This window comes from Streptomyces sp. NPDC090499 (genome assembly GCF_044769305.1).
GTDB lineage: Bacteria > Actinomycetota > Actinomycetes > Streptomycetales > Streptomycetaceae > Streptomyces.
This window is the reverse complement of the sequence record NZ_JBIVXP010000002.1, coordinates 253953-266739: the sequence shown is the minus strand read 5'-3', so window position 1 is coordinate 266739 and position 12787 is coordinate 253953. Positions and strand designations below refer to the sequence as shown.

General features: G+C 72.0%; 15 protein-coding genes. 6 read left to right on the top strand and 9 right to left on the bottom strand.

The window, feature by feature from the left end; all coding sequences use genetic code 11:
- The first annotated feature begins 32 nt into the window (after positions 1-32).
- A complete protein-coding gene (locus tag ACIQVL_RS09605) occupies positions 33-344 on the top strand; it encodes a DUF5955 family protein (protein ID WP_403429924.1) in 312 nt (103 codons plus the stop codon).
- A gap of 95 nt (positions 345-439) precedes the next feature.
- Here the strand turns inward: ACIQVL_RS09605 and ACIQVL_RS09600 are convergent, their stop codons facing one another.
- On the bottom strand, positions 440-1228 hold the full coding sequence (locus ACIQVL_RS09600; RefSeq protein WP_403429922.1) for an IclR family transcriptional regulator: 789 nt from the start codon (positions 1226-1228) through the stop codon (positions 440-442).
- A 274-nt stretch (positions 1229-1502) separates the two neighbouring features.
- Here ACIQVL_RS09600 and allB point away from each other — a divergent pair, with 274 nt between their 5' ends.
- Positions 1503-2843 (top strand): allantoinase AllB, encoded by a 1341-nt coding sequence (gene allB / locus ACIQVL_RS09595; RefSeq protein ID WP_403474939.1) that lies wholly within the window; start codon positions 1503-1505, stop codon positions 2841-2843.
- Between the two features lie 52 nt (positions 2844-2895).
- The gene (gene alc / locus ACIQVL_RS09590; protein ID WP_403429919.1) at positions 2896-4008 is read left to right on the top strand and encodes an allantoicase; all 1113 of its coding nucleotides are present in this window, start codon (positions 2896-2898) and stop codon (positions 4006-4008) included.
- An 88-nt stretch (positions 4009-4096) separates the two neighbouring features.
- Here alc and ACIQVL_RS09585 read toward each other — a convergent pair whose 3' ends face one another.
- Positions 4097-5191, bottom strand: a complete 1095-nt coding sequence (locus tag ACIQVL_RS09585; RefSeq protein WP_403474938.1) for a CU044_5270 family protein — start codon at positions 5189-5191, stop codon at positions 4097-4099.
- Complete coding sequence (locus ACIQVL_RS09580) at positions 5188-5745, bottom strand: RNA polymerase sigma factor (RefSeq protein ID WP_403474937.1); 558 nt, start codon at positions 5743-5745, stop codon at positions 5188-5190. Before ACIQVL_RS09580 ends, ACIQVL_RS09585 begins: the two co-directional genes overlap by 4 nt.
- A 151-nt stretch (positions 5746-5896) precedes the next feature.
- Here ACIQVL_RS09580 and ACIQVL_RS09575 point away from each other — a divergent pair, with 151 nt between their 5' ends.
- The 3 genes from ACIQVL_RS09575 (at position 5897) to ACIQVL_RS09565 (ending at position 8089) form a co-directional block, all read left to right on the top strand.
- Positions 5897-6709, top strand: coding sequence for an AIM24 family protein (locus ACIQVL_RS09575; protein ID WP_403474936.1), 813 nt, complete (start codon positions 5897-5899; stop codon positions 6707-6709).
- A 95-nt stretch (positions 6710-6804) separates the two neighbouring features.
- Positions 6805-7455, top strand: coding sequence for a dihydrofolate reductase family protein (locus tag ACIQVL_RS09570; protein ID WP_403474935.1), 651 nt, complete (start codon positions 6805-6807; stop codon positions 7453-7455).
- Positions 7456-7594: 139 nt separating this feature from the next.
- Positions 7595-8089, top strand: coding sequence for a hypothetical protein (locus tag ACIQVL_RS09565; RefSeq protein ID WP_403474934.1), 495 nt, complete (start codon positions 7595-7597; stop codon positions 8087-8089).
- 264 nt (positions 8090-8353) lie between these two features.
- Here ACIQVL_RS09565 and ACIQVL_RS09560 read toward each other — a convergent pair whose 3' ends face one another.
- From ACIQVL_RS09560 to ACIQVL_RS09535, 6 genes are all read right to left on the bottom strand, one after another.
- Positions 8354-8788: an NUDIX domain-containing protein gene (locus tag ACIQVL_RS09560; protein ID WP_403474933.1), complete on the bottom strand. Its 435-nt coding sequence runs from the start codon at positions 8786-8788 to the stop codon at positions 8354-8356.
- Positions 8789-9103: 315 nt separating this feature from the next.
- On the bottom strand, positions 9104-9499 hold the full coding sequence (locus ACIQVL_RS09555; protein WP_403474932.1) for a ribonuclease domain-containing protein: 396 nt from the start codon (positions 9497-9499) through the stop codon (positions 9104-9106).
- A 117-nt stretch (positions 9500-9616) separates the two neighbouring features.
- On the bottom strand, positions 9617-10069 hold the full coding sequence (locus tag ACIQVL_RS09550) for a hypothetical protein (protein WP_403474931.1): 453 nt from the start codon (positions 10067-10069) through the stop codon (positions 9617-9619).
- 83 nt (positions 10070-10152) lie between these two features.
- On the bottom strand, positions 10153-11061 hold the full coding sequence (locus tag ACIQVL_RS09545; RefSeq protein ID WP_403429906.1) for a DMT family transporter: 909 nt from the start codon (positions 11059-11061) through the stop codon (positions 10153-10155).
- Positions 11062-11278: 217 nt separating this feature from the next.
- On the bottom strand, positions 11279-12379 hold the full coding sequence (locus ACIQVL_RS09540; RefSeq protein ID WP_403474930.1) for an NADH:flavin oxidoreductase/NADH oxidase: 1101 nt from the start codon (positions 12377-12379) through the stop codon (positions 11279-11281).
- A gap of 147 nt (positions 12380-12526) precedes the next feature.
- A complete protein-coding gene (locus ACIQVL_RS09535; RefSeq protein WP_403474929.1) occupies positions 12527-12733 on the bottom strand; it encodes a hypothetical protein in 207 nt (68 codons plus the stop codon).
- Between the last annotated feature and the right edge of the window lie 54 nt (positions 12734-12787).

The following is a 12787-nucleotide window of genomic DNA, read 5'->3' as shown; positions in this document are numbered from 1 at the left end:
GTTCAGGGGCACCTGGCGAGGGGGGGAGAGCTGTGTTGCGGAGCTTGGGACAGAGGCCAGTGACCGGCAGTGACGAGGATCCGAGAGTGACGGAACTGCGCACGGCGGTCTCCCGGCTGCGCCGCGAACTGGCCGCGCATCCGGCCGAGTTCCCGGACCGCGCGATAGCCGAGGACGAACTGGCGGCCCTGGCCGCGATGGCGACGGGCGGCATGCCGGAGATCCCGCGCCTGCGCCGCTCCCTGTTACTGATCGCGGGCGCGATCGGTTCGATGAGCGCACTGTCGCGGGGCCTGTCGGAGGTGCGGCAGGCGGTGGACCTGTTCGGAGAGACGAGACGTTGAAACGCCGCCAAGGTCACTTGCCCAGGGGCGCGGGGAACTGCGCGACCGGCCACAGTGCGACCCGCGCCCGCCCACGGCGAGGCGGGCCCTACCCCTCAGGCTCCTGAGCTCACCAACGCCCGGGACAACTCCACAGCCACCTGCTGCAGCACCGGCACGATCGTCTCGACCGCCGCCTCCGTCACCCGTCCCGCGGGCCCGGAGATCGAAATGGCCGCCGCCGTCGGCGAGTCCGGCACGGACACCGCCAGGCACCGCACCCCCACCTCCTGCTCGTTGTCGTCCACGGCGTACCCGAGCTGCCGCACCTCCGCCAGGGCGGCCAGGAAACCCTCCGGAGTGGTGATCGTCTTCTCGGTCGCGGCCGGCATCCCGGTCCGCCCGAGCAGTGCCCGCACCTCGGCGTCCGGCACGTTCGCCAGCAACGCCTTCCCCACGCCCGTGGAGTGCGGCAGCACCCGCCGCCCCACCTCGGTGAACATCCGCATCGAGTGCTTCGACGGCACCTGCGCCACGTAGACGATCTCGTCCCCGTCGAGCAGCGCCATGTTCGCCGTCTCCCCGGTCTCCTCGACCAGCCGCGCGAGGTAGGGCCGTGCCCAGGTGCCGAGCAGCCGGGACGCCGACTCGCCGAGCCGGATCAGCCGCGGGCCGAGCGCGTACCGCCGGTTCGGCTGCTGCCGTACATAGCCGCAGGCGACCAGGGTCCGCATCAGCCGGTGGATCGTCGGCAGCGGCAGCCCGCTGCTCGCGGACAGCTCGCTGAGGCCCACCTCGCCGCCCGCGTCCGCCATCCGCTCCAGCAGATCGAAGGCGCGCTCTAGGGACTGGACGCCGCCGCCGGACTTGGCGGAGTCGGTGGTGCTGGCGCTGGACGTCGGCACGGCGCGTTCCTTTCGGGGCTGGCGGGAAGGGCAGAAGCCTACCCGGCAGCCGGTTGACTCCCTGGTCGTACGTAGCTACGTTCTGCTTGCCGGAAGTGTAATTCCGCTTCGTGGAAACGTCCAGAGTGGACGCCTGTCGGGGCCCCGGGATGCAGTGTGCCCTTGACGGCGCGGGAGTGGGAGTGAAGACTCCTTCAACAGAACGTTGAATTCCGTTGCGTGGGTGTAAATCCCGTTTCGCGGAAGTAAAACGGCGGCAGAGAGAGGGGTCCGGGTGTCCGACGCTGAACTGGTGCTGCGCTCGACGCGCGTCATCACCCCGGAGGGGACACGGGCCGCCTCGGTCGCCGTCTCCGCCGGGACGATCACGGCCGTACTGCCCTACGACGCCCCCGTCCCGCAGGGCGCCCGCCTGGAGGACTTCGGCGACGACGTCCTGCTGCCCGGCCTGGTCGACACCCATGTGCACGTGAACGACCCCGGCCGCACCGAGTGGGAGGGCTTCTGGACGGCCACCCGCGCGGCGGCGGCCGGCGGCATCACCACCCTGGTCGACATGCCGCTCAACTCCCTCCCGCCGACCACGACCGTCGAGAACCTCCGCGTCAAGCAGCAGGTCGCCGCCGACAAGGCGCACATCGACGTCGGCTTCTGGGGCGGCGCGCTGCCCGACAACGTCAAGGACCTCCGCCCGCTGCACGAGGCAGGCGTCTTCGGCTTCAAGGCGTTCCTCTCGCCGTCCGGCGTGGACGAGTTCCCGCACCTCGACCAGGAGCAGCTGGCCCGGTCCCTGGCGGAGATCGCCTCCTTCGACGGCCTGCTGATCGTGCACGCCGAGGACCCGCACCACCTGGCGGCCGCCCCGCAGCACGGCGGCCCGAAGTACGCCGACTTCCTCGCCTCCCGTCCGCGCGACGCCGAGGACACGGCGATCGCCCAGCTGATCGCCCAGGCGAAACGTCTGCACGCGCGCGTGCACGTCCTGCACCTGTCCTCCTCCGACGCGCTGCCGCTGATCGCGGCGGCCAAGGCGGACGGCGTCCGCCTCACCGTCGAGACCTGCCCGCACTACCTCACCCTCACCGCCGAGGAGGTCCCGGACGGCGCCAGCGAGTTCAAGTGCTGCCCGCCCATCCGGGAGGCCGCCAACCAGGACCTGCTCTGGCAGGCGCTGGCCGACGGCACCGTCGACTGCGTGGTCACCGACCACTCGCCCTCCACGGCCGACCTGAAGACGAGCGACTTCGCGACCGCCTGGGGCGGCATCTCCGGCCTCCAGCTCAGCCTCGCCGCCGTGTGGACGGAAGCCCGCAGGCACGGCCACGGTCTCGAGGACGTGGTCCGCTGGATGTCGGCCCGCACGGCCGCGCTCGCCGGCCTCGACGACCGCAAGGGCGCCATCGCGCCCGGCCGTGACGCCGACTTCGCCGTCCTCGCGCCCGACGAGACCTTCACCGTGGACCCGGCGGGCCTGCAGCACCGCAACCGGGTCACCGCGTACGCGGGCAAGACCCTGTACGGCGTGGTGAGGTCCACCTGGCTGCGCGGCGAACGCATCGTCGCGGACGGCGAGTTCACGCCCCCGAAGGGCCACCTCCTCACCCGCACCCCCTGACCCGCTTCCCCTCCTCCCGCACCCGCGGCGGCCGACACCGAAAGGAACACCTTTGACGGCGATCCCGAGCTTCACCGGCGACGCGCACCCCTACTCCGGCGGCGACCCGTACGCGGACTACCGCACCGCCGACTTCCCCTTCACCCAGTACGCCGACCTCGCCGACCGGCAGCTCGGGGCCGGGGTCGTCGCCGCCAACGACGAGTTCTTCGCCCAGCGGGAGAACCTGCTGGTGCCGGAGCGGGCCGAGTTCGACCCCGAGCACTTCGGGCACAAGGGCAAGATCATGGACGGCTGGGAGACGCGCCGCCGCCGCGGGGTCTCGGCCGACCACCCCTGGCCCACCGCCGAGGACCACGACTGGGCCCTGGTCCGGCTCGGCGCCGCCGGCGTCGTCCGCGGGATCGTCGTCGACACCGCCCACTTCCGCGGCAACTACCCGCAGGCGGTGTCCGTCGAGGGCACGTCGGTCGCGGGCTCGCCGTCCCCGGAGGAACTGCTCGGCGACGACGTGAAGTGGACGACCCTCGTCCCCCGCACCCCCGTCGGCGGCCACGCGGCGAACGGCTTCACCGTCTCCGTCGAACAGCGCTTCACCCACCTCCGCGTCAACCAGCACCCCGACGGCGGCATCGCGCGCGTGCGCGTGTACGGCGAGGTCGTGCCCGACCCCGAGTGGCTCGCCGTGCTCGGCACCTTCGACGTGGCCGCCCTGGAGCACGGCGGCCGGGTGGAGGACGCCTCCAACCTGTTCTACTCACCCGCGACCAACACCATCCGGCCCGGCCGCTCCCGCAAGATGGACGACGGCTGGGAGACGCGCCGCCGCCGCGACCAGGGCAACGACTGGATCCGCTACCGCCTGGTCACCCAGTCCCAGATCCGGGCGATCGAGATCGACACGGCGTACCTGAAGGGCAACAGCGCGGGCTGGGCGTCCGTGTCGGTGCGGGACGGCGCGGACGGCGAGTGGCGCGAGGTCCTGCCGCGGACCCGCCTCCAGCCGGACACCGACCACCGCTTCGTCCTGGCCTCCCCGGCCGTGGGCACCCACGCGCGCGTGGACATCTTCCCGGACGGCGGGATCTCCCGCCTGCGGCTGTTCGGCACCCCGACGGAAGCGGGAGCGGCGGCCCTGACCACGAGGCACCGCGAACTGTCCTGACCCCGCTCCGCCCGCCCCCGCCCCGACCCGCCTCCACGAGAGCCCTCGGCTCCCGCGGGTCGCCTCGTGCGGGTCGCCTGATCCGGAATCAGTCGTCGGATCGGGGTGCGGCCTCCGCCGTGGACGTCCCGGACCGCGTGCGGGGACGAGGAGCGTCCGCGGACGGCCCGGCGGAGAGGTACGTGGTGCGCACGGTTCCGGCGTCGCTCCCGGCGGCGGACCGCGCGACCGTCCTGGCCTCCAGGAGCTCGGAGGTCCCGGGATCGATGATCATCCGGCTGCTCCCGGACCCCGTGCCCAGCTCGACGGCGGTGCCGCTGCGTCCCGCGCTGTCCTTGACACTCCCGGCCAGCCGCACGTGCGGGATGCCGGCGAGGACCTCGAAGAGCGCGGCCCGCAGACGGGGGCCGGCCGGTGCGTCGGCCAGCAGGGCCTCGACGCCGTTGAAGAGCCGCCGGTCGGCCTCGGGGCCGCCGGAACCGTCGAGGAGCCTCGCCCTGAGTGCCGTCGGCTCGGTCGGCAGGGTCTTCAGGTCGTCCCAGGTGACGGCCTTGCGACGGGCCGGGGGCAGGCCGCCGACGTTCCATGACGTCAGCTCGTGCCGGCCCGGCTGTGCGACACGGTAGCCGGTCGTGGACCGGGCACCGCCGTCGGGCGACAGGGCCCACCCGTTCGCCAGACCGGTGAACTCCACGACCCCGCCGTCGCCGGAGGAGGTGCGCAGGAAACTGTTCCGGCCGAGCCACTCGGTCTCGGTCCTGGTCCTGGTCCACGGCACCCCACCGGGAGCCGAGGAGGACACCGACGTACGCGTCTCGACCTTCCAGTACGGGGCGTCGGAGGGCGACCCGGCGCCCGCGGTGTCCGCCATGCGGTGCAGGAAGTCTGCCGCGTCGGCCGCGGCGGCCGGCGGGTTGCCCCCGAAACCGACGGTGGGGTAGACGGCGGCGCCCGCCGCGACGGCCGCGACCGCCGCGGCGGAGACCACCATCCGCCGCCCACGGTGGCGCGGCCGGGACGCGAAGGGCACCACCGTGGCGCGGTCCGCCGCGGCCGCGCGCACAGCGGTGAGTGCGTCGCCGACGACCGCGGGGCCCGGCGGGGCGACATCGCCCGCGGCCCGCAGCCGGTCCGCGCCGGGGAAGTCGAGGACGTCCGGTCCGTGCTGCTCGTGCTCGGTCATACGAGATCTCCTGTCAGGGGAAGCGAAGGGGCCGAGCCGAGCGCGGTGCGCAGCCGGGTACGGGCACGGTGCAGCCGGGAGCGGGCCGTGCCCGCGGGGATGCCGACCACGGCCGCGGCCTCCGAGGGCGTGAGCTGCTCCCAGGCGACGAGCAGCAGCAGTTCGCGCTCCACGTGCGGCAGGCCGGCCAGGGTGTCGCGGATCAGCGGCGCGACCGCCGCGGCATCCAGCCGCTGGTCGACCGCCCGCCACGGGTCGCTGCTCTCCTCGTCCGGGGGAAGCGCCCGTCCGTCGAGTTCGGCGCGGCGCCAGTGCGCGGCCAGCACGTTCCTGGCCACCCCGAAGAGCCAGGTGCGCAAGGTGCCGCGGGCCGCGTCGTACGTACCGCGGCCGGTGAAGGCCTGCAGCCACACCTCCGCCAGCAGATCGTCCGCGGCTCGCGGTGCCCGGCGCGCGAGGTAACCGTGCAGCGCCCCCGCATGCCGTACCACCAGCAGCTCGAACGCCTCCGGCTCCCGTATCGAGCGGGTGAGTAGATGCTCGTCCGTTTCCACCGGACCTCCCGTCGTCGCCGCATGAACAGCGGCCCCACCCCGTACTTGTCGCGCGGGGACCGGAGCGTTCGCCGCGGTGCGGGAGAAGTCTCGCGTCGCCCGGGTGGGCGGGCGGAGGGAACCGGCGGAGCGTCGGCTACGTTCTTCTCTCGTGACCCTTCAGCAAGAGATCGTCGGCAACGCCATGCAGATGGCGGTCGTCAATCTGCACCCCGGCCAGACCGTGTACTGCGAGGCCGGCAAGTTCCTGTTCAAGACGACGAACGTGACCATGGAGACCCGGCTGAGCGGCCCGAACGGCGGCGGTCAGCAGCAGGGCGGCGGCGGTGGCGGGATGGGCGGCATGCTGCGCCAGGCCATGGGCACCGCCATGCAGGTCGGCCAGCGCATGCTCGCCGGTGAGTCGCTGGCGTTCCAGTACTTCAGCGCACAGGGCGGCGAGGGCACCGTCGGCTTCGCCGGCGTGCTCCCCGGCGAGATGCGTGCGCTGGAGCTGAACGGCACGCGTGCGTGGTTCGCCGAGAAGGACGCCTTCGTCGCGGCCGAGTCCACCGTCGAGTTCGGCATCGCCTTCCAGGGCGGGCGCACCGGCATGAGCGGCGGCGAGGGCTTCATCCTGGAGAAGTTCACCGGCCACGGCACCGTGATCATCGCCGGCGCGGGCAACTTCATCGACCTCAACCCCGCCGACTTCGGCGGCCGTATCGAGGTCGACACGGGCTGCGTCGTCGCCTTCGAGGAGGGCATCCAGTACGGCGTCCAGCGCGTCGGCGGCCTCAACCGCCAGGGCCTCATGAACGCGGTCTTCGGCGGCGAGGGCCTCTCCCTGGCCACCCTGGAGGGCAACGGCCGGGTGATCCTGCAGTCCCTCACGATCGAGAGCCTCGCCAACGCCCTGAAGAAGGCCCAGGGCGGCGACAAGCAGGGCCCGACCGGCGGAATGTTCTCCACGCACGCGGGATGAGGGCACACCGGAGACCGGCCGGCCGATGAGTTGCCGGTGCCCCGGGGGTCTGAGCTGATGACAACGCACCGCACCCCCAGGAAGCAGGCACCGCGATGGGCAAGCTCGTCTCCACCATGTTCGTCACCCTCGACGGCGTCCACCAGGCGCCCGGCGGCCCCGAGGAGGACCCCAGCGGGGGCTTCACCCACGGCGGCTGGAGCTTCACGTACGGGGACGAGGACTTCGGCCGGTTCGTCGCCGAGGTCTTCGAGCGGGCCGGCGCCTTCCTGCTCGGCCGCCGTACGTACGACATCTTCGCGTCCTACTGGCCGAAGATCACCGACCCCGGCAACCCGATCGCGTCCCGGCTCAACGCACTCCCGAAGTACGTGCCGTCCGCGACCCTGACCGACCCCGCCTGGTCCGGCACCACGGTCCTCACCGGCGACCTCGCCAAGGAGGTCACCGCCCTCAAGGAGCGCACCGACGGCGAGCTGCAGGCGCACGGCAGCGGCGCCCTGGTCCGCTCCCTGCTGGACCTCGGCCTCGTCGACACCCTCCACCTCGTGACCTTCCCGGTCGTGCTCGGCTCCGGCCGCCGGTTCTTCCAGGAGGGCGCCCTGCCGACGAAGTTCCGGCACACCGGCGGGCTGATCACCAGGGCGGGCGTCTCCGTCCAGTCGTACGACGTCGCGGGCCGCCCCGAATACGGCTCGTACATCGCCGAGCAGAACCAGCGTCCGCCGCGGGCGCTCCCGCACTGAATCCTCCTCCGGTACGGGCGAACGGGATCACCCCCGGTGCGGCGGCTGCGGGCACCCGTAGCCGCCGGAACGCCAACCGCGCCCGCCCGGCTTCCCGTTGGGGGTTTCCCGCGCTCAGGAGTTCGGTGAGACTCAGCACATGGGAGAGGACGCCGAATGGTCGCTGGACGACGACTGGGATTGGCGGCTGCTCTGCGCGCAAGCTCACGATGAGTCGCTGCGGGGCACGGACTCGTGGGTGCCGCCGGTGGCGGAGGAACTGGTGCTGGCCGCACGGGCAAGCGCGTTGAGCCAGTGGTATCCGTCCACCAGTCACAACTACCTCCGGTTCGCGGACGGTCCGCCGCCCTGGGTGCCGGGAGGGCGCAACGACGCGAGATATCTGCCGGGCTGTATCTCCTTCGCAAAGGAGGGGGCGGACGGCAGCGCTGTTTTCCGGGTCTGGAGCGGATTCCTGTTGCAGACCCCTGATCCGGTCCTCGTGCTGGCCACGCCGGATGCCGTGGCCGCTGTCGAAGCCCTGGTGGAGGTTCTGACCACCGAGAACCAAGAGGGCGTTGTGCAGGCCTGGTCCGGGTCGAGGAGGGGAGCAAGCCCGAGCCGACCGCTTCCGAGATCGGCACCCGGAGCGTGAACCTCCAGCAGCGTGCCCCTGGCCGGCCGTCGAAGGCGTCAACAGAGACCCACGGGTCAGGAGGCGTCGGCCGCGGCTCCGGACGATTCCCCGATCGCGGTCACCCGGCACTTCCGGCTCGAAGCCAACGGGAAGAGCCGAGCATCGATCCGCACAGGACCAGATCGACCGGGACGGGCAGCACCGTCCCGGTGACCACCGTGTGGCAGCCGCCACGGACGGAGTGGGTATCCCTTCGCGGGCGCAGCCGGGCAGCACTGTCCCTCAGGCGATCCACGTCCTTGCATGTTCGCACAGGTAGCGGACGAGTTCGGGTGGCTGGAGTTCGAGCGCCGCCACGGCGGACGCGTCCGGCGCGACCCGGACCGGCGAGAAGTCTCCGGTATCGGCATCGTCCAGCTCGGGACCACCCCGACGGGCCGGATCCATGTCCAGCACCTCGGCGCGGAAGTAGTGCCGCACGACGGTGACCTTGTCATCCGGCTCGGTCAAGGTCAGGAACTCGGTGGCAGGGCCGATCGTGGCGCCGAGTTCTTCCATGACTTCGCGGCGAAGGGCCGCTTCAAGGCCGGCGTCGTAGGGTTCGACGCCGCCACCGACCGTCGTGCAATAGGGCGAGCACCCCGGCCATCTCCGGCGCAGGAACACCAGTCGATCGCCTTCCAGCAGGACCGCGCGAACATTGTGACGGACCCTCATACGCGCGATGATAGTGCGCCCGGCCCGGCGAGGAGGCCCGAACCGGACACGCTGCCAACACCGACGTCGTCATCGCGAGAGACGATCACAGCTCGTTCCGGTGGACGACACCGGCGACAGTACGGCTGAGACCCGAGGGGTCACAGGGCGGCGGCGCCGGCTGCACCTCGAACTCCCCCCCGACGGGTCGGTGACGGGGCCGGCATGCCCCGGAGCTGTGCCCCTCACCGTGGGGGGTGAGGGGCACAGCTCCGGCCGGACAGGGGCCGGAATCCCTGCGGGGCGCACCGTTCCTGGAATCGACCGACGGGTGGATCAGCAGTCGAAGTCGATGAGGCTGAACGTCACGTAGTGGTCGGAGGTGTAGTAGTCCTCCTCGTACTCCTCGCCCGTGATGATGCGGCGCGCGCCGCGGGTGGAGGAGCCCGGGGTCTTCACGGTGTACTCGTGGTAGTAGCCGGTGGGCTCGCTCGGCAGCACGCCCTCCTGGTTACGGAAGACGGTCCCGTCCTGCGAGTACGGGAACGGACCGCCCGACGCGATCAGGTCGAGCGTGGTGTACGCCTGCGACGGCAGGTCGCTGTAGCAGATACTGCCGACCGAACTGACAGCGGCGTCCGCCGTTGCGGCGGAGACGGTGCCGCCCACGAGGAGGGCGGACAGCAGGGCGCCTGCGGCGCCGATGCGGGTGATTCGTGGGGGGAATCTCATGACCCCATGATGACGCGCGTAGAGTGTGGCATGTCAATGACAAGCTGGAAGAATTTCCCGTCAAGTCCCGTTCGTTTTCGCGAAGTTAACCTGGGCTCGGGCGCCTTCAATAACCCCTCAGCCGGTCAGGCGGCGCCGCCACCACAGGTCGGAACGCCACTGCCGGTCAGCGGCGAACGGATCGGGCAGCGTGCGCGCGAGGTACCTGGCGTCCAGGGTGCGCACCTGGCGTTCCAGCTGGGCGCGGGGCCGGGGAGGCAACTGCCGCAGAACCTGGGCAAGCACGTCGCGGGCGTGCCGCACGTCGTCGAAGGAGCAGCCGCGGCACGAGCACTCCGCATCCTGCGGATACCGGGGCCGTCGTCCGGGGGGCTGCAGAAACGCCCGGTACCGGCGCAGCGCACGGTCGGTGGCGCCGGGGTGGACGTAGTAGTCGCCCGAGAGCCTCTCCACTCGGTCCACGGCGGTGCTGGTGCGGGCGGAGAGCCCGTGGATCCGCTCCGGGGGCAAGGCCCACCCGGCACGGAACAACCGTTCGGCGCGCAGCGCGCCGGGCCGCCTACGCGGCACCGGCCTTTCGGTACGTGGACATGCGCACATCATGCCGCATCTCCGGCCCGGGAGTCGGCAGACGCCGGTTCATGCCGTCCCGGCTACATCGCCGTTGCCGCTCGACGTTCCGCACTGCGGTTGTCCTCCTCCGCGTCCCGGTCGACGCACTTCGCCAGGCAGCGGGTGCGGGAGAGGGTGACGACGCCGTACGAGAGGAGGGCGACGCCGAAGAGGGCCGGTGCGATCCACATGCCGTGGCGGGGCGACTCTGCGTAGAGGGTGACTCCGAGGCAGAAGCTGACCACGGCGTCGCCGAGGGTGAGCGCCGGCTGGGAGGCGATGAGGGGGCCGCCCTGCATGGCGTAACCCAGCAGGATGATGGAGAACGAGCCGACCAGTGCGAAGCCGTAGGTCTGCCAGGCGAGGAAGAACGCGGTGGCTCCGTGCCGGGACAGGATGTGCATCGCGGACTTCACCAGGGCTGCCGTGAGCGCGTTGCCGACGGCGGCTGCCGCGGCCAGGCAGGCCGCGCGCGCCAGGCCGTGCGGGCGCCGCAGGCCGACGAGGACGAGCGCGGCCCCGACCGCGCCCGTGGCGGCGATCGCGGGTATCCACCACACGCCGGGGACCTGGGCGCGTCCGCCGGAGGGGGCGGCCGAGAAGAGGCTGATCGCCAGCCCCGCGAAGATGGCGGCGACGCACCACCACGCCTTCCGGGAGACCTGGACCCGGAACACGAGACTGCCGAAGACGAGCGCGAGCGGCAGTTCGAGGATGAAGACCGGCTGGACGGCGGCCAGGGTCCCGAAGTTGAGCGCGAGTGCCTGGAACAGGGCCGAGCCGATCACGCCGAGGATCCCGCCGAGCCAGACGGGATTGCGCAGCAGGCTCCCGACGAGGGCGAGGGGGGAGCGTGATTCGGGCGTGGCCGTGGCGGCACGCCGCTGCAGGACCGTGCCCCACGCGTTGCTGGCGGCGGCGAGCACGGCACAGGTGATCGCGACAATCATGTCGATCGCATCGCTTCCGGAGTGTCGGCCGCGTTCCGCGGGCGGGGCGTCACGGCCCCGGAGAGGTCCCGGGGCCGGGCGGCTGGGATGCGGTCCGCGACGGGGAACGGCGAAAGTGTGAGCGGTGCGCTCGCTTCCAAGTGTCCGGCCGGAGCGCGGGGCGGGCGAACGGTGACGCCTTCGGCGCCGTCGCCGCGGCCGCGCCGGTGGGCCGGTGTCAGGCCCGGTGGTACTGGACGGGCGTGTCGACGCTGCCGCCGAGCCGGTCCGCGGCGTGCCGGGCCCAGTACGGGTTGCGCAGGAGTTCCCGGCCCAGCAAGACCGCGTCGGCGCTGCCGGAGGCGACGACCTTGTCGGCCTGCGCGGGCTCGGTGATCATGCCCACGGCGGCGACGGGCATGCCGGTCTCGTTGCGGACGCGGTCGGCGAAGGGGACCTGGTAACCCGGACCGCTCGTGATCTTCGCGTCGGGGACGATGCCGCCGGTGGAGATGTCCATCAGGTCGACGCCGTGCGCCCGCAGTTCCCCGGCGAAGCGGACGGTGTCGTCGGCGGTCCAGCCCGTCCGGCCGTCCTCGAGGTTCTCCGACAGCCAGTCGGTCGCGGAGATGCGGAAGAACACCGGCAGCTCCGCGGGCCACACGGCGCGCACGGCGTCGACGACCTCCAGGGCGAAGCGGATCCGGCCCTCGAAGGAACCGCCGTACTCGTCGCTGCGACGGTTGCTCTGCGGGGAGAGGAACTGGTGGATCAGGTAGCCGTGGGCACCGTGGATCTCGGCGACCTGGAAACCGGCCGCACGAGCGCGTACGGCGGCGTCGGCGAACTGCCGGACGATCTCGCGGATGCCGTCCGTGGTCAGTTCCTCGGGCACCGTGGACGTCTCGTCGAAGGGCACCGGGCTGGGGCCCACCGGCGTCCAGCCGTGCGGCTCGTCCGGGGCGATCGGGCGCCCGCGGTCGACCCAGGTGCGCTCGGTCGACGCCTTGCGCCCCGCGTGTGCCAGCTGGATCCCGGGGACCGTGCCCTGCGACGTGAGGAAGGCCGTGATGCGCCGGAAGGCGGCGACCTGCTCGTCGTTCCAGATGCCGAGGTCGTAGGGGGAGATCCGGCCCTCGGGGCTGACGGCCGCGGCCTCGGTGATGATCAGGCCGGTGCCGCCCGCGGCGCGCGCGGCCAGGTGGGTGAAGTGCCAGTCCGTGGGGACGCCGGCCGCCGTGCCGTCCGGCTCCGCGCTGTACTGGCACATCGCCGCCATCCAGATCCGGTTGGGGATCGTCAGCGACTTGAGGTCGAAGGGGGTGAAGAGCGGGTTCAACACGCGACTCCTTGGGAGGTCCATCGGTGGATGCCGTGCGGGCGGACCGTCGGAGGCGGTCCTCCCGCGTGACACAGGAGTCATAATTGCATGCGCGGGTATTTTATTTCCGCTCACTATAGGCATCTGCATATATCTTGCCGCGGCTCACCCGCCACCGGACCTCCGGCTCCCCGCGGCGGCGAACAGCGCGCACGCCAGCACGATCAGCGCGACGCTCGCGTAGACGCCGTAGGCGTCGAGGAAGCCGAGCCGCTGCAGGAGCCCCACCCGCCAGTCGGTGAACTCGTGCAGCAGCCCCACCACACCCTGTGCCAGCGCGAGGAATCCGAGCAGTTCCAACAACCGTTTCACGGCACGACCCTCGCCCCGCGGCCTCCCCCCGCACCATCGGCCGTGGGGCGAGCC